Annotated in this window: 15 protein-coding genes and 1 pseudogene; 10 read left to right on the forward strand and 6 right to left on the reverse strand. The window is 70.5% G+C overall.

The window, feature by feature from the left end; genetic code table 11:
• Window positions 1-28: 28 nt before the first annotated feature.
• The 3 genes from BST11_RS29000 to BST11_RS21415 form a co-directional block, all read right to left on the reverse strand.
• Complete coding sequence (locus BST11_RS29000) at window positions 29-559, reverse strand: PE family protein (RefSeq protein WP_083140014.1); 531 nt, start codon at window positions 557-559, stop codon at window positions 29-31.
• A gap of 257 nt (window positions 560-816) precedes the next feature.
• Window positions 817-1,281, reverse strand: coding sequence for a YbjN domain-containing protein (locus BST11_RS21410; protein WP_244897739.1), 465 nt, complete (start codon window positions 1,279-1,281; stop codon window positions 817-819).
• Between the two features lie 112 nt (window positions 1,282-1,393).
• Window positions 1,394-2,698 (reverse strand): adenosylmethionine--8-amino-7-oxononanoate transaminase, encoded by a 1,305-nt coding sequence (locus tag BST11_RS21415; protein WP_083140016.1) that lies wholly within the window; start codon window positions 2,696-2,698, stop codon window positions 1,394-1,396.
• 71 nt (window positions 2,699-2,769) lie between these two features.
• Between BST11_RS21415 and BST11_RS21420 the strand changes: the two genes are divergently transcribed.
• From BST11_RS21420 to mug, 9 genes and pseudogenes are all read left to right on the forward strand, one after another.
• A complete protein-coding gene (locus BST11_RS21420; protein ID WP_211284754.1) occupies window positions 2,770-3,168 on the forward strand; it encodes a hypothetical protein in 399 nt (132 codons plus the stop codon).
• Window positions 3,169-3,481: 313 nt separating this feature from the next.
• Window positions 3,482-4,135 (forward strand): annotated as a pseudogene (ripD, locus tag BST11_RS21425) (NlpC/P60 family peptidoglycan-binding protein RipD); the annotation flags it as partial.
• 285 nt (window positions 4,136-4,420) lie between these two features.
• Window positions 4,421-6,595 (forward strand): acyltransferase family protein, encoded by a 2,175-nt coding sequence (locus tag BST11_RS21430; RefSeq protein ID WP_083140047.1) that lies wholly within the window; start codon window positions 4,421-4,423, stop codon window positions 6,593-6,595.
• 37 nt (window positions 6,596-6,632) lie between these two features.
• A complete protein-coding gene (glgX, locus tag BST11_RS21435) occupies window positions 6,633-8,846 on the forward strand; it encodes a glycogen debranching protein GlgX (protein WP_083140048.1) in 2,214 nt (737 codons plus the stop codon).
• Between the two features lie 3 nt (window positions 8,847-8,849).
• A complete protein-coding gene (gene treY, locus BST11_RS21440) occupies window positions 8,850-11,174 on the forward strand; it encodes a malto-oligosyltrehalose synthase (RefSeq protein WP_083140019.1) in 2,325 nt (774 codons plus the stop codon).
• Window positions 11,167-12,903: a malto-oligosyltrehalose trehalohydrolase gene (treZ, locus tag BST11_RS21445; RefSeq protein WP_083140020.1), complete on the forward strand. Its 1,737-nt coding sequence runs from the start codon at window positions 11,167-11,169 to the stop codon at window positions 12,901-12,903. The genes treY and treZ overlap by 8 nt, the downstream gene beginning before the upstream one ends.
• Window positions 12,904-12,952: 49 nt before the next feature.
• Window positions 12,953-13,609, forward strand: a complete 657-nt coding sequence (locus tag BST11_RS21450) for a class I SAM-dependent methyltransferase (protein ID WP_083140021.1) — start codon at window positions 12,953-12,955, stop codon at window positions 13,607-13,609.
• Between the two features lie 9 nt (window positions 13,610-13,618).
• Complete coding sequence (locus tag BST11_RS21455) at window positions 13,619-14,848, forward strand: serine hydrolase domain-containing protein (protein WP_083140022.1); 1,230 nt, start codon at window positions 13,619-13,621, stop codon at window positions 14,846-14,848.
• 31 nt (window positions 14,849-14,879) lie between these two features.
• On the forward strand, window positions 14,880-15,449 hold the full coding sequence (gene mug / locus BST11_RS21460; protein WP_083140049.1) for a G/U mismatch-specific DNA glycosylase: 570 nt from the start codon (window positions 14,880-14,882) through the stop codon (window positions 15,447-15,449).
• On the opposite strand, the gene BST11_RS21465 is transcribed toward mug, so the two are convergent.
• On the reverse strand, window positions 15,439-16,746 hold the full coding sequence (locus BST11_RS21465; protein ID WP_083140023.1) for an aminotransferase class I/II-fold pyridoxal phosphate-dependent enzyme: 1,308 nt from the start codon (window positions 16,744-16,746) through the stop codon (window positions 15,439-15,441). The genes mug and BST11_RS21465 overlap by 11 nt on opposite strands.
• A 41-nt stretch (window positions 16,747-16,787) precedes the next feature.
• Between BST11_RS21465 and BST11_RS21470 the strand changes: the two genes are divergently transcribed.
• A complete protein-coding gene (locus BST11_RS21470) occupies window positions 16,788-17,438 on the forward strand; it encodes a pyridoxamine 5'-phosphate oxidase family protein (RefSeq protein ID WP_083140024.1) in 651 nt (216 codons plus the stop codon).
• On the opposite strand, the gene BST11_RS21475 is transcribed toward BST11_RS21470, so the two are convergent.
• Together BST11_RS21475 and ilvA are read right to left on the reverse strand one after the other, a co-directional pair.
• A complete protein-coding gene (locus BST11_RS21475; protein ID WP_083140025.1) occupies window positions 17,430-18,326 on the reverse strand; it encodes a phosphatase PAP2 family protein in 897 nt (298 codons plus the stop codon). The two genes, BST11_RS21470 and BST11_RS21475, sit on opposite strands and share 9 nt — an antisense overlap.
• A gap of 4 nt (window positions 18,327-18,330) precedes the next feature.
• A complete protein-coding gene (ilvA, locus tag BST11_RS21480; protein ID WP_083140026.1) occupies window positions 18,331-19,620 on the reverse strand; it encodes a threonine ammonia-lyase in 1,290 nt (429 codons plus the stop codon).
• Window positions 19,621-19,658: the final 38 nt, after the last annotated feature.

Below are 19,658 nucleotides of genomic sequence, written 5' to 3' on the forward strand. Positions count from 1 at the left end.
GAGCGGAGTGAAATAGACGGAAAACCCTTTACGGAATCGGAATCGATATGCCGAGGTACGCCGTCAGCAATTGTATCGCGCCGATCATGAGGGCCAACGTCAGATATGCCAATACCAACGCCTCATAGGGCACCAGGAAGGCGAGTTGGATTGCGCTCATTACTTTTTGCAAGATGAACGTCACGGTGTTCACCATGCTGGTGATCTGATTGATGTACGGCGCGGCCAGGCCGTTGACAATGTCGACGATGGATTCCGCACTCGTCAACGACGCGCCATTGACGGCCTCGGCCGCCGCATATGAGCCCGCACCCAGATTCAAGTGCTGGGAGAACTGCTCGCCGAACGCCGCCGCCTGCCCAACCAGCGAGTGAAATTCCTGGGCGACCCCGGAGAAGAACTGCGCTACGCTCGCCGACACCTCGTCCGCGGCGGCGGGCAGCACCCCGACGGTCGGGACCGCCGCCGCCGCGTGGGCCCCGCTGACCGCCGAACCGATCGCGGCCACGTCCGCCGCCGCCGTCGCCAACATCTCCGGCGCCGCCATCACATACGACATCTCTACCCTCCAGCCGGTCAACGACGACCCAGCGGCAAAAGCGAGAAGCACGACTGGGCCCGCCCGTCACGGAGATTACACACAAGTGCAACTACGCGGGGCGGCTTCCACCGATCACACAGAACAAAACTTGGCGGCGGTGCAAACCCGCAGGTAATGCCGCTTTGGACCGGGGTTCGCAGTCCATGAAAGCAGCGCGCCAGCCCCGGCAAGCCCGGCGCTGATCGGGTGGCCGCGCTGGACCGGGCCGCCGGATCTCAGCCGGCGTCGCGCAGCACCGGCTGCGCCGACGCCGCCTCGACAACCGCCGTCGCCTCAGCAAAGAAATCGGCCGCGTCGGCGACGGTCCGGTCGACGAAGGAAGCGAACTCCTCGAACGAGACGTCGTCCCGGATCCACCGGGAGCTGCGGGCCACCAGACCGACGCGGTCCGGGTCGGAGCAACGGTGCAGGATGGCGGTGACCTTGCGGCTCTGCCGGTTCCAGGTGTCGGCCAACCGGGTCAGCCGGGGGCGGTCGGCGGCGCGGAACCCGCACGCGGGAGCGATCCGGACGATCAGCATGTCGCCGAACGACGGCGAGATCTCGAGGTGGATGTGCAGCCGCCTGCCGTTGGCGCTGGCGACGCAGAAGTACTCGCCATCGTGCTCGCCCTTGAGGAACTGCAGCCCGCAGGTGTGGACGTAGCGTTCGATCAACTTCGCGCAGAGCGACTGACTCATCATGGGATAGATCCTGAGGCCTGCGACTTTGAGGACCCTTTGAGCCGAGCTAACCGCCATCGAAGAACCTGCTGAGAATTCGCTGAGCGCGCAGGCCCGGGAGTGGGCGCGCTCAGCGAACCAGTCGCGCGACCTCGACCATCGCGGAGGTGATCCGCGCGACCTCGTCGCCGGTGCAGATGTACGGCGGCATCGCGTAGACCAGGTTGCGGAATGGGCGCAGCCATACCCCGCGGTCGAGGGCGGCCGGGGTGGCGACGGCCAGGTCAACCGGCCGGTCGCACTCGATGACACCGATGGCGCCGAGCACCCGCACGTCGGTCACGACGGGCAGCGCCCGCGCGGGTTCGAGCCCGGCGGCCAGCCCGGCGGAGATCGCGCCCACCCGCGAGCGCCAGTCCTGGCCCAGCAGCAGCTCGACGCTGGCCACCGACACCGCGCAGGCCAGCGGGTTGGCCATGAATGTCGGCCCGTGCATGAGCGCGCCGGCCGCACCGCCGCTGATGGTGTGCGCGATCTCGGCCGTGCACAGGGTGGCGGCCAGGCTGAGGTATCCGCCGGTCAGCGCCTTGCCGACGCACATGATGTCCGGGCTGACCCCGGCGTGGTCGGCGGCGAACAGCTCACCGGTGCGCCCGAAGCCGGTGGCGATCTCGTCGAAGACCAGCAGCACGTCGTGCCGGTCGCAGAAATCGCGCAGGTCGCGCAGGTAGCGCGGGTCGTGGAAGCGCATCCCGCCGGCGCCCTGCACGACGGGCTCGACGACGACGGCCGCCAGCTCGGAGCGGTGTCGCTCGAGTTGCGCCTCGAACGCCGCGCTGTAGGCGGGGTCGTAGCCGCTCGGCACCTGCGGGGCGAAGACCTGCGCGGCCAGGATGTCAGTCCACAGCGAGTGCATGCCGCCGTCGGGGTCGCAGATGCTCATCGGGGTGAACGTGTCCCCGTGGTAGCCGCCGCGCCACGTCATCAGTCGCCGCTTGCCGGGCAGGCCGCGGCTGCGCCAGTACTGCAGCGCCATCTTCACCGCGACCTCCACCGACACCGACCCGGAGTCGCTGAAGAAGACCGTCTCGAGTCCTGCAGGCGTGATGTCGACCAGCAGCTGCGCCAGCCGGGCCGCGGGCTCGTGGGTCAGCCCGCCGAACATGACGTGGTTCATGGTGGCCAGCTGCGCGGTCAGCGCCGCGTCCAGTTCCGGGTGGCCGTGCCCGTGGATCGCGGTCCACCAGGAACTCATCGCGTCGAGCGCCTCGACCGGCGCGCCGTCGCGCACCAGGGTCAACGAGGCGCCGCGGGCGCCGACCGCCACCACCGGCGCCACGGACTCCCGGCCGATGGTGCTGTAGGGGTGCCACAGGTGCGCGGCGTCGATCGCGCTGATCTGCCCGGGTGTCAGCCCGGCCCTCGCCGCACGCATAGGGACCGAGCGTAGAGCAGTCGGTTCGCGCAAAACGCGGCCATCGGGGAGCATCTAGGCCCATGCCCGCCATGTCCGAGCCGCAACAGCCCGACCAGCACGACCGGGGTCCGAGGGTGTTGCGCCTGCGGATAGCGAAATGGGACGTCGTGTGCACGGTGACGCTGCTGGCGCTGCTGGTCGCCCTCGCGACGGCCACGACGTGGCCGGCGCGCCTCTTCGGCTTCCTGTCGCACGTGTGCGACGGGGACACGTGCGGGACGGTCCCGTTCGGGATCGACTACTACATCCGCCCGCTGGCGTGGGGCGGCATCGGCGCGGCGATCGCCGCCGCGGGGGTCGGCCCGTTTGTGTCCCTGTTGAAGGGCTGGTACATGTCCTTCTGGCCGGTGCTGGCCCTGGCCTTGTTGATGGTCAGCTCCGTGGTCGGCTCGGTGCTGACGGCCTTCAGCGAACGCTACTGGCTCTGAGGCGGGCCCTGACACCGTAGCTGAGACCCGAATCACAACCGCGCGGGCCGAATTCCGCGCGCCAGTCACCGTGCGGTCACGGTACGACAAAGAATCCTTCGTGGGGCTCACCAGCTATTTTCGGGCCCTCACTTCTGGGGTAAAAGTGTCTCTAGTGACTGGTGGGAATTCAGCCGGCCGAGCCGGCCGGGCTCGCTCCAAGCGTCATGCAGCGGCGTTCGGCCCCGACGGGGCGGCGCTCGCCGCCTGCAACAGCGGCCGACGCGCGAAGTCACCGCGACAAGGCCCAGGACCCAAGAAGGTGGGGATCCCGATGAAACGCATCTATGCACTCGCGATCGGTCTCGCGATGCTGGTGGCCCCGCTGGCCACCGCCGGCATCGCCGCCGCCGACCCGGGCGCCCGGTCGATGGACTACCAACAGGCCACCGACGTCGTGGTCATGCGTGGTCTGTCGCAACGCGGCGTGCCGTTTTCCTGGGCCGGGGGCGGCATCAACGGCCCCACCCGCGGCAAGGGCAGCGGCGCCATGACCGTCGGTTTCGACGCCTCGGGCCTGATGCAGTACGCCTACGCCGGCGCGGGGATCAAGCTGCCCCGTTCCTCGGGTGAGCTGTACCGGGTCGGCCAGAAGGTGCTGCCGCAGCAGGCGCGCCGCGGGGACCTGATCTTCTACGGCCCCGAGGGCACGCAGAGCGTCGCGATGTACCTGGGCAACAACCAGATGCTGGAGGTGGGCGACGTCGTCCAGGTGTCGCCGGTGCGCGCCAACGGCATGACGCCGTACCTGGTCCGGGTTCTCGGGACCCAGGCGCCGCTGCAGCAGGCTCCCCTGCCGCAGGCGCCGGACCAGCTCGCCCCGGCCCAACTCGCCCCGGCCCAGCAGGCCCCCGTCCAGCAGCTGCCGGCCCCACAGGCACCCACGCAGCTCGCCCCGGCCCAGCAGGCCCCGGTCCAGCAGCTGCCGGCCCAGCAGGCACCCACGCAGCTCGCCCCGGCCCAACAGGTCCCGGTCCAGCAGCTGCCGGCCCAGCAGGCGCCCACCCAGCTGGCGCCGGCCCAGCAGGCGCCGGTGCAGCACGCGCAGTTGCAGCAGCTGCCGTTGCTGTTGCCCCAGACGCAGCAGGTGCCCGCACCCCAGGCGCCGACCGTCACGCGGTAGCACCGCGGCCCGGCGGCGGCGCTGAGCAGCCACGCCGGAACGCCAGCGTTCGAGGGCGGGCGGCGGGTTTGGGTAAGTTAACGGTTGACCATGCAGAGCCTGTCACCGCCCCGCCCACCGGTTGTCCCTGCGAAACCGGTGCCCGCGCGGGCTCGTGCAGGGGGTTTCTACCGGTACGACCTCGACGGCCTGCGGGGCATCGCGATCGCGCTCGTCGCCATGTTCCACGTCTGGTTCGGGCGGGTGTCCGGCGGCGTCGACGTGTTCCTGGCGCTGTCCGGGTTCTTCTTCGGCGGGAAGGTCCTGCGCGCCGCGCTCAGCCCGGAGCTGACGCTGTCGCCGGCCGCCGAGGTGATCCGGCTGGTGCGCCGCCTGCTCCCCGCGCTGGTCGTGGTCCTGGCGGGCTGCGCGGTGCTGACCATCCTGGTGCAGCCGGAGACCCGCTGGGAGACCTTCGCCGACCAGAGCCTGGCGAGCCTCGGCTACTACCAGAACTGGGAGCTGGCCAACACGGTCTCGGACTACCTGCGCGCCGGTGAGGCCGTCAGCCCGCTGCAGCACATCTGGTCCATGTCGGTGCAGGGCCAGTTCTACGTCGCCTTCCTGCTGCTCGCGGCGGGGTGCGCGTACGCGCTGCGCGGCCTGTGGCGGGGGCCTCAGACAGTGAGGTCCGCGCGCCTGCGGACCCTCTTTGTGGCGCTGCTCGGCGCGCTGACGGTGGCGTCGTTCGTCTACGCGATCATCGCCCATCGCGACAACCAGTCGATCGCCTACTACGACAGCTTCGCCCGGGCCTGGGAGTTGCTGCTGGGCGCGCTCGTCGGCGCCGTGGTGCCGCGCGTCCGCTGGCCGATGTGGCTGCGCGGCGCGGTCGCCGCCGTGGCGCTCGCGGCGATCGTGTCGTGTGGCGCACTGATCAACGGCGTCAAGGAATTTCCGGGTCCGTGGGCGCTGGTGCCCGTCGGGGCCACCATGCTGATGATCCTCGCCGGGGCCAACCTGCGCGGTCACCGGATGCCGCTGCCCAATCGCGTGCTGGCGGCGCGCCCCCTGGTGGCGCTGGGCGCGATGGCCTACTCGCTGTACCTGTGGCACTGGCCGCTGCTCATCTTCTGGCTGTCCTACAGCGGCCACCGGCACGCCGGCTTCGCCGAGGGCACGGCGGTGTTGCTGGTGTCCGGGGCGCTGGCCCACCTGACCACGCGGCTCGTCGAGGACCCGCTGCGCTACCGGGCTTCCGGGGGCGCCGCCGCCCCCGCGCCCGCCCCGATGGCCCCCGTGTGGTCGCGCCTGCGCCGCCCGACGATGGCGCTGGGAACGATGGTGGTGCTGCTCGGTGTCACGCTGACCGCGACGTCGTTCAGCTGGCGCCAGCACGTCACGGTGCTGCGCGCCGCCGGCAAGGAGCTGTCCGTGCTCAACCCGCAGGACTACCCCGGCGCGCGCGCCCTGACCGAACACCTGCGGGTGCCCGCGCTGCCGATGCGGCCGACCGTCCTGGAGGTCAAGGACGACCTGCCGGCGTCGACCCGCGACGGCTGCATCAGCGACTTCGTCAACCCGGCGGTGGTCAATTGCGTCTATGGCGACGTGGCCGCGACCCAGACCATCGCGCTGGCCGGCGGGTCGCACGCGGAGCACTGGTTGCCCGCGCTGGACATCCTCGGCCGGGAGCACCACTTCAAGGTGGTGACGTATCTCAAGATGGGCTGCCCGCTGTCCACCGAGGAAGTGCCGCTGATCATGGGCAACAACGCCCCGTACCCGCAGTGCCGCGAATGGGTGCGACGGACGATGGACAAGCTGGTCGCCGACCGCCCCGACTACGTGTTCACCACGACGACACGGCCGTGGAACATCAAAAGCGGCGACGTGATGCCCGCGACCTACATCGGCATCTGGAAAACGTTGTCCGACAACAACATCCCGATCCTGGGCATGCGCGACACCCCGTGGCTGGTCAAGAACGGCAAGCCGTTCGACCCCGCGGACTGCCTGGCCAAGAAGGGCGGCACCGCGCAGTCGTGCGCGATCAAGCGCTCCGAGGTGCTGTCCGACCGCAACCAGACCCTCGACTTCGTCACACAGTTCCCGCTGCTGAAGGTCCTCGACATGTCGGACGCGATCTGCCGCACCGACGTCTGCCGCCCGGTCGAGGGAAACATCCTGGTCTACCACGGCGCCCACCACCTGTCCCCCACCTACGTGCGGACCATGACCGGCGAGCTGGGCCGTCAGATCGGGGCCAACACCGGCTGGTGGTGACGCGCCGGAGCATCCCGCGCGCGGATAGGGTCAAGTGATGCCGACGAAGAAACCGGGCCGCGAAGCAGACTCCCGCGAACCAGATGCCGGCGAAGACCAGCCCACGCTGGCCACCGTGTGGCCGGGCAACCCCTATCCGCTCGGCGCCTCCTATGACGGTGCGGGGACCAACTTTTCGCTGTTCTCCGAGATCGCCGAGAAGGTCGAGCTGTGTTTGATCGGCTCCGGCGGCGGCGAGACGCGGGTGCCCCTCGAAGAGGTCGACGGGTACGTCTGGCACGCCTACCTGCCGAACATCACGCCGGGCCAGCGCTACGGATTCCGCGTGCACGGCCCGTTCGATCCCGCGGCCGGCCACCGCTGTGACCCCAGCAAGCTGCTGCTGGATCCGTACGGCAAGGCCTTCCACGGCGACTTCGACTTCGGGCAGGCGCTCTACTCCTACGACCTGGCCGCGGTCAACCTCGACGTCGACGACGGCGCGGACCCCGGGACCCCGCCCATGGTGGACTCGCTCGGCCACACCATGACCAGCGTGGTGAGCAACCCCTTCTTCGACTGGGGGTCCGACCGCGCGCCACTGACCCCGTACCACGAGACCGTCATCTACGAGGCCCACGTCAAGGGCATGACGCAGACCCACCCCGGCGTCCCCGCGGAGCTGCGGGGCACCTACGCCGGGCTCGCGCACCCGGTGATCATCGAGCACCTCAAGTCGCTCGGCGTCACCGCCATCGAGCTCATGCCCGTGCACCAGTTCATGCACGACGCGCGGCTGCTGGACCTGGGGCTGCGAAACTACTGGGGCTACAACACGTTTGGCTTCTTCGCCCCCCACAACCAATACGCGGCCAACCGCCGCTCCAGCGTCGCCGAGTTCAAGTCCATGGTGCGCAGCTTTCACGAGGCGGGCATCGAGGTCGTCCTCGATGTGGTGTACAACCACACCGCCGAGGGCAACCACCTCGGCCCGACGATCAACTTCCGCGGCATCGACAACGCCGCGTACTACCGGCTCGTCGACGAGGATCTGCGGCTGTACAAGGACTACACCGGCACCGGCAACAGCCTCAACCCCCGCCACCCGCACGTGCTACAGCTGATCATGGATTCGCTGCGCTACTGGGTCACCGAGATGCACGTCGACGGCTTCCGCTTCGACCTGGCCGCCACGCTGGCCCGCGAGCTGCACGACGTCGACCGGCTGAGCGCATTTTTCGACCTGGTGCAGCAGGATCCGGTGGTCAGCCAGGTCAAGCTGATCGCCGAGCCGTGGGACGTCGGCGAGGGCGGCTATCAGGTCGGGAATTTCCCGGGTTTGTGGACCGAGTGGAACGGGAAGTATCGCGATACTGTGCGTGACTACTGGCGGGGGGAGCCCGCAACCCTGGGCGAGTTCGCCTCCCGGCTGACCGGATCGTCGGACCTCTACGAGGCCACCGGCCGGCGCCCCAGCGCCAGCATCAACTTCGTCACCGCCCACGACGGGTTCACGCTGGCCGACCTGGTGTCCTACAACGAAAAACACAACGAGGCCAACGGCGAGGACAACCGCGACGGGGAAAGCCACAACCGGTCGTGGAACTGTGGCGTGGAGGGTCCCACCGACGATCCCGACATCCTGGCGCTGCGCTACCGCCAGATGCGCAACTTCTGGGCGACCCTGATGGTCAGCCAGGGCACGCCGATGATCGCTCACGGCGACGAGTTCGGGCGCACCCAGAACGGCAACAACAACGTCTACTGCCAGGACTCCGAATTGTCGTGGATGGACTGGTCATTGGTGGACAAGAACTCGGATCTGCTGGCGTTCGCGCGCCGGGCGACCGCGTTGCGCAAGAACCATCCGGCGTTTCGCCGGCGCCGGTTCTTCGCGGGCCAGCCGATCCGCAGCGGCGACGAGGTCCGCGACATCGCCTGGCTGACGCCGAGCGGGCGGGAGATGACGCACGAGGACTGGGGCGAGAGCTTTCACAAGTGCGTGGCGGTGTTCCTCAACGGGGAGGCCATCACCGCGCCCAACGCCCGCGGCGAGCGGGTGGTCGACGACTCGTTCCTGTTGTGCTTCAACGCCGACGACCAACCGGTGGAATTCGTCATGCCGCACGGCGACTACGCGCGGGAGTGGACCGTGGAGCTGGACACCAACGAGGCCACCGGCAGCAAAAACGGGGCCGATCAGGTGGTGGCCGCCGAGGCGACGGTCCCGCTGCCCGCGCGCTCGCTGCTGGTGCTTCGTAAGACGCTGTGACGCATGGCCTTACCCGTCCTGTCCACCTACCGGCTGCAGCTGCGCGGCGAGGCGAGCGGGTTCGCGTTCACCTTCGCCGACGCGGAGAACCTGCTCGACTATCTCGACGACCTCGGGGTGTCGCATCTGTACCTGTCGCCGATCCTGACCGCGGCCCGCGGGTCCAACCACGGCTACGACGTCACCGACCCGACGACCGTCTCGGCGGAGCTGGGCGGCCCCGACGGGCTGGCGAGCCTGTCCGCGGCGGCCGCCGAGCGCGGCATCGGCCTGATCGTCGACATCGTCCCCAACCACGTGGGCATCGACGACCCGCAGCAGAACGCGTGGTGGTGGGACGTGTTGCGGCACGGGCGGGACTCGCGGTACGCGGCGTTCTTCGACATCGACTGGGACTTGGACGACGACGGTCGAATCGTGTTGCCGATACTGGGTTCTGACGACGACGTGGCCGACCTGAAAGTCGACGGCGAGCAGCTGCGCCTGGGCGATTTGACGCTGCCCATCGCGCCGGGCACCGGCGTGGGCACCGGTCCGGAGGTCCACGACCGCCAGCACTACCGGATGATCGGCTGGCGAAACGGGGTGTGCGGCTACCGGCGCTTCTTTTCGATCACCTCACTGGCGGGGCTGCGTCAGGAAGATCGTGCGGTGTTCGACGCCAGCCACGCCGAGGTCGCCCGCTGGTTCGCCGAGGCCCTGGTGGACGGGGTGCGCATCGACCATCCCGACGGATTGTCCGATCCCTGCGGGTATTTGGCCCGGCTGCGGGAGCTGGTCGGCCCGGACCCGTGGATCGTCATCGAGAAGATCCTGGCCGTCGACGAGGCGCTCGAGCCAACGCTGCCGGTCGCCGGCACCACCGGCTACGATGCGCTGCGGCAGGCGGGCGGGGTCTTTGTCGACCCGGCGGGGGAACCTGCGCTCACCGCGCTCGTCGACTCGGCCGGCATGGATTACCGGTCCATGCCGAAGCTTTTGGCCGAGCTCAAGATCCGCGCGGCCACCGACACGCTGGCCAGCGAGCTGGCCAGGCTGCGCCGGGCCGTCGCGGCCGCGGCGGGCACCGATCACCCGCTGCTGCCCGAGGCGATCGCCGCCCTGCTCACCCACGTCGGCGTCTACCGCAGCGACTACCCCGGCCTGGTCGCCCTGCTGCCGACCGCGCTGGCCGAAACCCAGGCGCAATCGCCACGACTGGGGCCCGCGCTGGAGGTGCTCGCCACGGCATTGGCCCATGACGGGGCCCAGGGCGGGGCCCAGGGTGGCGAGCCCGCCACCCGGCTGCAGCAGCTGTGCGGCGCGGTGACCGCCAAGGCCGTCGAGGACTGCCTGTTCTACCGCGACGCCCGGCTGGTCTCCCTCAACGAGGTGGGCGGCGAACCGCACCGCTTCGGCGTGGGACTGGCGGAGTTTCACCACAGCGCCGCCGTGCGCGCCAAGTTGTGGCCGCAGGCGATGACGACGCTGACCACCCACGACACCAAACGCGGCGAGGACGTGCGGGCCCGGATCGGCGTGCTGTCCCAGGTGCCGTCGCTGTGGACCGAGTTCCTCGCCCGCTGGGAGGTCCAGGCCCCCTCCCCCGACCCCGCGACCGGACAGTTCCTGTGGCAGAACATCTTCGGCGTGTGGCCCGCGGGCGGTCAGGTCACGGACGAGCTGCGCGAACGGCTGCACGCCTACGCCGAAAAGGCCATCCGGGAGGCGGCCTGGCACACCTCGTGGCACGACCCGGACGCGACCTTCGAGGACGCGGTGCACGGCTGGCTGGACACCGTGCTCGACGGCCCGGTGGCGGGCCAGCTGACCGAGCTGGTGGCCAAGCTCAACCCGCATGCCGCGAGCGACGCGCTGGGCCAGAAGCTGCTGGCGCTGACGATGCCCGGAGTTCCGGACATCTACCAGGGCACCGAGCTGTGGGACGACAGCCTCGTCGACCCCGACAACCGGCGCGCCGTCGACTACGCCGCCCGCCGGGCGGCGCTGAAAGAGTTGAAGCACCCCAAGATTCGCGTCGTCACCACCGCGCTGCGGGTGCGGCGCGCCCACCCGGAGACATTCCTGCGCGGCGGCTACGCCCCCGTGCTCGCCGACGGCGAGGCCAGCGAGCACGTCGTGGCGTTTCGCCGGGGCGAGGACATCGTCGTCGCGGTGACCCGCTGGACCGTGCGGCTGGCCGAAACCGGCTGGGGCAACACGGTGCTGCCCCTGCCCGACGGCACCTGGAAGGACGCGCTCACCGGGGCCGTCGCGGACGGGCCGACATCGGCCGCGCAATTGTTCGCCGACCTGCCCGTGGCGCTGTTGGGGCGCCATCATGACTGAATTCCGCGTCTGGGCCCCCAAGCCCGAGCTGGTGCGCCTTGACGTCGACGGTGCAGTGCACCCGATGACGCGCTCCGCCGACGGCTGGTGGCACGCCGACGTCGGCGCGCCGGCGGGGGCCCGGTACGGATTCCTGCTCGACGACGACCCCACCGTGCTGCCCGACCCCCGTTCGCCCCGCCAGCCCGACGGGGTACACGAGCGCTCGCAGCTGTGGGACCCCGCCGCGGCGCCGTGGACCGACGGCGACTGGCCGGGCCGGCCGGTCGAGGGCTCGGTGATCTACGAGTTGCACCTCGGCACCTTCACCGGCGCGGGCACGTTCGACGCCGCCATCGAAAACCTGGATCGCCTGGTCGATCTCGGGATCGACTTCGTCGAGCTGATGCCGGTCAACTCCTTCTCCGGCACGCACGGCTGGGGCTACGACGGCGTGCTGTGGTACAGCGTCCACGAGCCCTACGGCGGGCCCGACGGGCTGGTCCGGTTCGTCGACGCCTGCCACGCGCGCGGCCTGGGCGTCCTGATCGACGCCGTGTTCAACCACCTCGGCCCGTCGGGGAACTACCTCCCCCGGTTCGGCCCCTACCTGTCGTCGGCGAGTAACCCGTGGGGCGAGGGCATCAACATCGCCGACGCCGACTCCGACGAGGTGCGCCGCTACATCATCGGCTGCGCGCTGCGCTGGATGCGTGACTTCCATGCCGACGGCCTGCGGCTGGACGCCGTGCACGCGCTGGTGGACACCACCGCCATCCACATCCTCGAGGAACTCGCCACCGAAACCGACTGGCTGGCACGCGAACTGGGGCGCCCGCTGTCCCTGATCGCCGAGAGCGACCTCAACGACCCGCGGCTGATCACCCCGCGCGGACGCAACGGCTACGGGCTGACCGCGCAATGGGCCGACGACATCCACCATGCCATCCATACCGCGGTGTCCGGCGAGCGGCAGGGATACTATGCGGACTTCGGCAGCCTGGCCACGCTGGCGGAGACGTTGCGGCGTGGCTACTTTCACGCCGCCACCTACTCGTCGTTCCGGCGCCGCCGCCACGGCAGGCCCCTGGACACCTCGGAGAAGTCGGGCATCCCGGCCACCCGGCTGGTGACCTACACCTGCACCCACGACCAGGTCGGCAACCGCGCGCTCGGGGACCGTCCCTCGCAGAACCTGAACCCCGGGCAGCTGGCGGTCAAGGCCGCGCTTGTAATCGGTTCGCCCTACACCGCAATGCTTTTCATGGGCGAGGAGTGGGGCGCGTCGACCCCGTTCCAGTTCTTCAGCTCACATCCCGAACCCGAGCTGGCGCGGGCCACCGCCGAGGGACGCAAGGCGGAATTCGCCGAACACGGCTGGGACGCCTCGAAGCAGGGGGACATCCCCGACCCGCAGGACCCCGAGACCTTCTTGCGCTCCAAGCTGAATTGGGGCGAGGCCGACTCCGGCGACCACGTCCGCCTGCTCGGCGTCTACCGGGACCTGATCGCCTTGCGGCGCAACGACGCCGATCTGGCCGACCCCTGGCTGGAGCGGCTCACCGTCGAGTTCGACGAAACCGAGCGCTGGATCGTCGTGCATCGCGGCCGGCTGCGCATCGCGTGCAACCTGGGCGCCGACCCCGTGGCGGTGCCCGTCACGGGCGAGGTGGTGCTCGCGTGGGGCGAGCCGAAGACCGGCGCCGGGAACACTGTGCTGGAAGGTCATTCGTTCGCGATTTTGCGCTGAGCGGTTTTGCGGCTTCTCGCGCTGCCGGGCCGGGCGATAGGGTCGGTGCATGGTCGAGCAACCCGCGAAAGACTTCGTGCCCGCGGCGCCGCAGTTGTGGACCTACGACGCGCTCGCATACCTGCTCACGGGCACGCGCCGCTGGCGGCCCGCGTTGCTCGCCCAGGTCGCCCCGGCGGTCGGTGACGTCATCGCCGACGTCGGCTGCGGCACCGGCACGCAGCTGCGCCTGATCGCGCGCGCCTGCCCGTCGGCGACGCTGATCGGCATCGATCCCGACGCCGCGATCCGCGGGCGGGCCCGGGCCAAGCTTGCCGGGGTGACGCCACCGGTCGAGCTGCTGGCCGGATACGCGCGCGACACCGCCGGGCTGCTGCGGGGCCGCGGCGTCACGAAGGTGTTGTCGTCACTGGTGTTCCATCAGGTGCCGCTCGAGGAGAAGCGCGCGGGGCTGGCCGCGATCCACGTCGGGCTCAACCCCGGTGGCAGCCTGCACGTCGCCGACTACGGGCTGCAGCGCACCACGAAGATGCGCAAGCGGTTCCGCATCGTGCAGAAGGGCGACGGATTCGACAACACGGAGCCCAACGCGCTGGGCGTGCTCCCGGAACTGATGGCCGAGGTCGGCTTTGACGAGGTCGAGGAGACGCACGTTTTCGAGACGATCAGCGGGTCGATTTCGATCTACCGCGCGGTGCGACGGTAGCGCCGGCGCATGGCCCGGAAAGTCCCGATCCCGCCCGATCTCATCGGCGGCGACGTCGAAGACGGGTACGGAAAGGTCGCCGACGCGTTCCGTCGCAACCTGAGCAGCGGTCAGGAGGTCGGCGCTGCGATCGCGGTCTACCGGGAGGGCCGCAAGGTCGTCGATCTGTGGGGCGGTTACCGCAACGGGATCACCCAAACCCCGTGGGAGCAGGACACCCTCGTCAACGTGTTCTCGACCACCAAAGGCGTTGCCTCCCTTACCGTTGCGGTGGCCGCCGCCCGAGGGCACCTCTCGTATGACGCCAAGGTGGCCGCCTATTGGCCGGAGTTCGCGCAGTGCGGAAAAGAAGCGATCACCGTGCGGCAACTGCTCGCGCATCAAGCCGGACTGGTCGCGATCGACCCGCCGCTCACGCTGCAGGAATTGGCCGACCCGTCGAAGGTGTCGGCGAAGCTGGCCGCGCAAGTGCCGGCCTGGACGCCCGGAACACGCCACGGCTACCACGGCATCACGCTCGGCTGGTACGAAGGCGAGCTGATCCGCAGGGTAGACCCCACGGGGCGCTCACTGGGTCGATTTTTTGCCGAGGAGATAGCCCGTCCCCTGGGCCTCGACTTCTACATCGGACTACCGGCCTCGATCGACCGCGATCGCATCGCGCATTTGCACGCCTGGTCGTTCCCGAAGGTCCTCCTCCACATGAACACGATGCCGCCCCGGTTCGCGCTGGCGTTGTCCAACCCGCTCGGCCTGACCGCCCGCTCGCTGATTTTCGTCAAGGGGATCAACAATCCCGACGCGTTCAATCGCGACGAGCTGCGCGTGGTCGAGATGCCCGCGGTCAACGGCACCGGGACCGCGCGATCGATCGCCAGACTGTATGGCAGCGCCGCCACCGCCGACCCGGTACTCGGCCTGGGCGCAAGCACCCTGGACGCCCTGAAACTGCCCGCACTGCCGCCGACGAACGGGCTGCGCGACAAGGTGCTGCACGTCGACACCACGTTCTCGCTGGGCTTCAACAAGCCCATTCCCGCGTGCACGTTCGGTTCGTCGGCGAATGCCTTTGGGACGCCGGGAGCGGGCGGCTCGTTCGGATTCGCCGACCCGGACACCGGCATCGGATACGGCTATGTGATGAACAAGCTGGGCTTTCACCTGGTCAGCGACCCAAGGGAACTCGCGCTGCGTAACGCGCTGTTTCACGATGTCCTTGGGACGAGGCCGCAAACGTGAACCACGGCGGCAACACCCCGCTATGAGCGAGATCCGGTTCACGCGCGACGAACTGCAACGGTTCCGGGGTAAAACCCTGCCCGACCTGATCTCCGACGAAGTCCGACTGCTGTTCGTGGGAATCAATCCCGGCCTGAGAACCGCTGCGGTGCAGGCTCATTTCGCCCCCCGCGGCAACCGGTTCTGGCCGGCGCTGCACCGCGCCGGCATCACCGACCGCCTGATCGACGCCTCGTCCGGCCTCGCGCCGGCCGACCGAAACTACCTGCTGCGTCGCGGGATTGGCATCACGAACCTCGTGGAGAGGGCGACCGCGAACGCGGACGAACTCACCGCCGACGAACTCGTCGAGGGGGGACGAAAACTGCACCGTACGATCCGACGGTTCTCGCCCCGGGTCGTCGCCGTCCTGGGCATCACCGCCTACCGCCTGGCCTTCGGCGACCGTGGGGCGAAGGCGGGCAAGCAGGTATCGCCCTACCCGGCCACCGAGCTGTGGGTGGTCCCCAATCCGAGCGGCCGCAACGCCCACGCGTCGCTGCCCGGCCTCGCGGCCGCCTACGGCGAGGTCGCCCGCGCCGCGGGCATCCCTACACGCTAGAACGACCGGTCCCGCGCACCGAGTCGGCGATGGCGTCGGCCAGCGGCTCGAGCTCGTCGGCGCGCAGATCGGCGACGGTGACGCGGATGCCCGGCGCCGTGCGGATCCGGAACCGGGAGCCGGGCGCCGCCGCCCAGCCCGCGCCGATCAGGCGGGTGATCGCGACCGTCTCGTCGGGCACCGGGACCCACACGTTGAGCCCGGAACGGCCGTGTGCGGCGACGCCCCGCGCGGCCAGCGCGGCGCGCAGCCGCGTGCGGTTGTCGGTGTATCTCCCCTCGGCCTCGAGGACGCGGCGCGTGGCCGCCCCGTCCGACCACAGGCTCACCGCGAGGTCCTGCAGCAGGTGGCTCACCCAGCCCGGCCCGAGCCGCAGCCGGCCGTGCACGCGCTCGATGGTGCGGCGGTCGCCGGCGAGCACGGCGACGCGCAGGTCGGGGCCGTAGGCCTTGGACGCCGAGCGCACGAAGGCCCAGTGGCCGGTCGATCCGGCCAGCGTGTGCAGTGGCGCCCCGGCGATGCCCGCGCAGTGGTCGTCCTCGACGAGCAGCACCTCGCGACCGGCCAGCAGGCCGCGCAGCGCATCCGCGCGCTCCGCCGACAGCGCCGCACCGGTCGGGTTTTGCGCGCGATTCGTGACGACCACCGCGCGCACGCCGCGCTCCAGCGCGCGAGCCAGGTCGGCGGCGAGCGGCCCGTCGTCGTCGACCCGCATGGGCTCGGCCGAAAGACCCAGCGCGGCAAGCAAATCCAGCAGGTTGGCCCAACCGGGGTCCTCGACGGCCACGCGGTCGCCCGGGCGCAGGTGCGCGGTGAGGGCCCGCTCGATGCCGTCCAGCGCGCCGCTGGTCACCGCCAGGTGTCCGGCGGGGACCCCGTCCGCGCCGAGGGTCGCGCGGGTGTGCGCGACCAACGCGGGCGACACCGGTTCCTCCCCGTAGAGCAGCGCCCTGGGGCGCGGTGCGCCCGCGAGCGCGATCGGCAACAGTGCGGGGTCCGGGTTGCCCGTCGACAGATCGCGGACGCCCGCGGGGACGTCGATCCCGAGCAGCGAGCGGGGCGTGGTCGCCGGGCGGTGCCGCACCCGGGTGCCGCGCCGCCCGCCCGTCTCGACGGCCCCGCGCTCGCGCAGCAGGCGGTACGCCGCGGCCACGGTGTTCGCGTTGACGGCGAGCCGGCCGGCCAGCTCGCGGATCGGCGGCAGGGCGGCGCCGGGTGCCAGCGCGCCGCCCGAAATGGCCTCTTCCACGCTGGCGGCTATGGACTCGGCACCCGTCCCGCTATATTGTACTGGCACGAGATTTAGTATGTACTAGGACAATATTCGAAGGCAATCCGTTGGACACCGCATACCGACCCACGCCCCGCACGACGCCCACCCGCTACCGGGAACGCGCCACCTACGACCGCCGCGCGGTGCACGCGATCCTCGACGAGGCTTTGATCTGTCACCTGGGGTATCTGAGCGCCGGTGGCCCGGTGGTGTTGCCGACGACGCATGCGCGCCTCGACGAGACCCTCTACCTGCACGGATCCACCGGCGGCGGCCCGATGCTGGCCGCCAGAGAGGCCCCGGCGGGGCTGGAGGTCTGCGTCACCGCCACGCTCGTCGACGCGCTGGTGCTGGCCCGCTCGGCCATGCACCATTCGGTGAATTTCCGCTCGGTGGTCGCCCGGGGGGCCGCACGGGTGGTCGACGATCCGGCGGAGAAGCTGCGGGCCCTGCGCAGCCTGCTCGATCACATCCGGCCCGGGCGCGCCGACGACTGCCGCATGCCCACCGGGCGCGAGCTCGCCGCGACCGGGGTGCTCGCCCTGGACCTCGCCGAGGTCTCGGCCAAGGTCCGCACCGGCGAGCCCGTCGACGACCCGGAGGACCAGGCGCTGCAGCACTGGGCGGGCCTGGTGCCGCTCAGGTTGACGCCCGGACCGCCGGTGCCGGCCGCCGACCTCGACCCCGCCGTCCCGGTGCCGCCGTACCTAGCCTGACGGCGCGCGACGGCGGACGTCGGTCCACCACGACCCCACCAGCATGACGACACCGGCCCAGGCCAGGCCCAGCAGCCAGCCGGCCAGGACGTCGCTGACGTAGTGCACGCCCAGGTAGATCCGCGAGTACCCGATCACCAGCGCCGAGCCGATCGCCACGGACCACACGATCACCCGGCCCACCCACGGGCTCACCAGCCAGCGGGTCACCATCCACGCGGCCACGACCAGGATCGCGGCGGTGCCGGTGGCGTGCCCGGACGGAAAGGAATAGCCGTCGGCGGCGACCGCGGCGTACGGCAGGGGCGGGCGTTCCCGGCCCACCAGGGCCTTGGCCGTGAAGAGCATCAGCGCGATCCCGGCGCCCGCCGTCAGGGCGAGCGCCACCGGCCGCCACGACCTGCACCGCCAACCGGCGACGAGAGAGATCGGGAAGGCGAGCGCGGCCAGGAACCGCGGATCGCCGCCGATGGTGACCGCCCGCAGCGCGGTGGTCAGCCACAGGTCGCGGTGGGCGGCGAGCCACCCGGCCACCGGCCGGTCGATTCCGGAGATGCCGTCGCCCTCGAGCACGTCGTCGAGCACCTCGGTGAAGCCCACGGCCACGGCCACCACCGCGGCGAGCCCGAGGAGCAGCGCGACGGCCGCGACCTCGTCCGCGGGCAGCCGGGCCCACGCCCATCCCCTCGCCCTGATCCGCTCGCGGGCCCACGTCAGGACGCGGCCGCCGATGACCGCGGCGTCGGACCCCAGCGCCCAGAGCCGGGCCAGCGGACGCTCGTGCCGACTTACCCAGACCGCCGCCCACACCAGCAGCGCCACGAAGACAACGGTGGCGGCGCTGGCCACGCCGAAACCCGGCGTCCCCGACCCATACGGCTCCCCCATGCGCCTACAGCAGGTAGCGGTAGGCCGGTGAGCCCGGGTCGAGGGTCTCGACGTGCAGGTCCGTCGCGCGCATCCGGCTCATCAGCCCGTCGAGGTCGGCGGCCGATCCGAGCTCGATCCCGACCAGGGCCTCGCCGGTTTCGCGGTTGTTGCGCTTGACGTACTCGAACAGGGTGATGTCGTCGTTGGGCCCGAGCACGTCGTCGAGGAAGCGGCGCAGCGCGCCCGGCTCCTGAGGGAAGTCCACCAGGAAGTAGTGCTTGAGCCCGAGGTGAACCAGCGAGCGCTCCAGCACCTCGCCGTAGCGGGACACGTCGTTGTTGCCGCCCGAGATGAGGCACACCACGGTGGATCCGGGCGCGACGGGCCCCTCGGTGGCCTCCAGCAGGCCCGCGACCGACAGCGCGCCCGCAGGCTCGGCGATGATGCCCTCGTTCTGGTACAGGTCCAGCATCGCGGTGCACACCGCGCCCTCGTCGACCGCGGTGATCGACACCATGTCGCCGGCGGCCGCCAGCGTGGCGTAGGTCAGCGTGCCCGCCCGCTTCACCGCGGCGCCGTCGACGAATTGGTCGACGTGGTCCAGGGTGACGGGCTCGCCGGCGGCCAGCGCGGCCATCATCGCGGCGGCGCCGGCGGGCTCGACGCCGAGCACCGCCGTGTTCGTCGTCCGCTCCGCCAGGTAGGTGGTGATGCCGGCGACGCAGCCGCCGCCGCCGACCGGGACCACCACCAGGTCGGGCTCGGAACCGAGCTGGTCCAGCAGTTCGACGGCGATGGTGCCCTGGCCGGCCATGGTGCGCAGGTCGTCGTATGGGGGGACCAGCGTGGCACCGGTGCGCTCGACGTCGGCCAGCGCCGCCTCGGCGGCCAGGTCGTAAGTCGAGCCGCCGACGATCAACTCGATGAACTCCCCGCCGTGGTAGCGGATCCGGTCGCGCTTCTGCTTGGGCGTCTTGGCCGGCACGTAGACGCGGCCGTGCACCCCCAGCGCCCGGCACGCGTACGCGAACCCCTGCGCGTGATTGCCCGCCGACGAGCACACCACGCCGGCGGCCAGCTCCTCCCCGGACAGCTGCACCAGCAGGTTGTAGGCGCCGCGCAGCTTGTAGGAGCGCACCACCTGCAGGTCCTCGCGTTTGAGGTAGACCTCCGCGCCGGTGATTTCCGACAGCCGATCGCTGGGCTGCAGCGGCGTGGGAGTGACCACCGGGGCGATCCGCTGCGCCGCCGCGTCGATGTCGGCCGCGCACAGCGGCGACACGTTCGGGCTCTGGCTCGGTTCAGCGGACACCGATCAATGGTGCCATGCCACCAGCTGCGCGTTCAGCC

Origin of the sequence: Mycobacterium alsense, assembly GCF_002086635.1 — a bacterium.
Taxonomy (GTDB): Bacteria; Actinomycetota; Actinomycetes; order Mycobacteriales; family Mycobacteriaceae; genus Mycobacterium; species Mycobacterium alsense.

Coding starts and splice junctions, on each gene's coding strand:
- BST11_RS29000 (WP_083140014.1), bottom strand. CDS start 559: ATGTCGTATGTGATGGCGGCGCCGGAGATGTTGGCGACGGCGGCGGCG.
- BST11_RS21410 (WP_244897739.1), bottom strand. CDS start 1,281: ATGAGTCAGTCGCTCTGCGCGAAGTTGATCGAACGCTACGTCCACACC.
- BST11_RS21415 (WP_083140016.1), bottom strand. CDS start 2,698: ATGCGTGCGGCGAGGGCCGGGCTGACACCCGGGCAGATCAGCGCGATC.
- BST11_RS21420 (WP_211284754.1), top strand. CDS start 2,770: ATGTCCGAGCCGCAACAGCCCGACCAGCACGACCGGGGTCCGAGGGTG.
- BST11_RS21430 (WP_083140047.1), top strand. CDS start 4,421: ATGCAGAGCCTGTCACCGCCCCGCCCACCGGTTGTCCCTGCGAAACCG.
- glgX (WP_083140048.1), top strand. CDS start 6,633: ATGCCGACGAAGAAACCGGGCCGCGAAGCAGACTCCCGCGAACCAGAT.
- treY (WP_083140019.1), top strand. CDS start 8,850: ATGGCCTTACCCGTCCTGTCCACCTACCGGCTGCAGCTGCGCGGCGAG.
- treZ (WP_083140020.1), top strand. CDS start 11,167: ATGACTGAATTCCGCGTCTGGGCCCCCAAGCCCGAGCTGGTGCGCCTT.
- BST11_RS21450 (WP_083140021.1), top strand. CDS start 12,953: ATGGTCGAGCAACCCGCGAAAGACTTCGTGCCCGCGGCGCCGCAGTTG.
- BST11_RS21455 (WP_083140022.1), top strand. CDS start 13,619: ATGGCCCGGAAAGTCCCGATCCCGCCCGATCTCATCGGCGGCGACGTC.
- BST11_RS21475 (WP_083140025.1), bottom strand. CDS start 18,326: ATGGGGGAGCCGTATGGGTCGGGGACGCCGGGTTTCGGCGTGGCCAGC.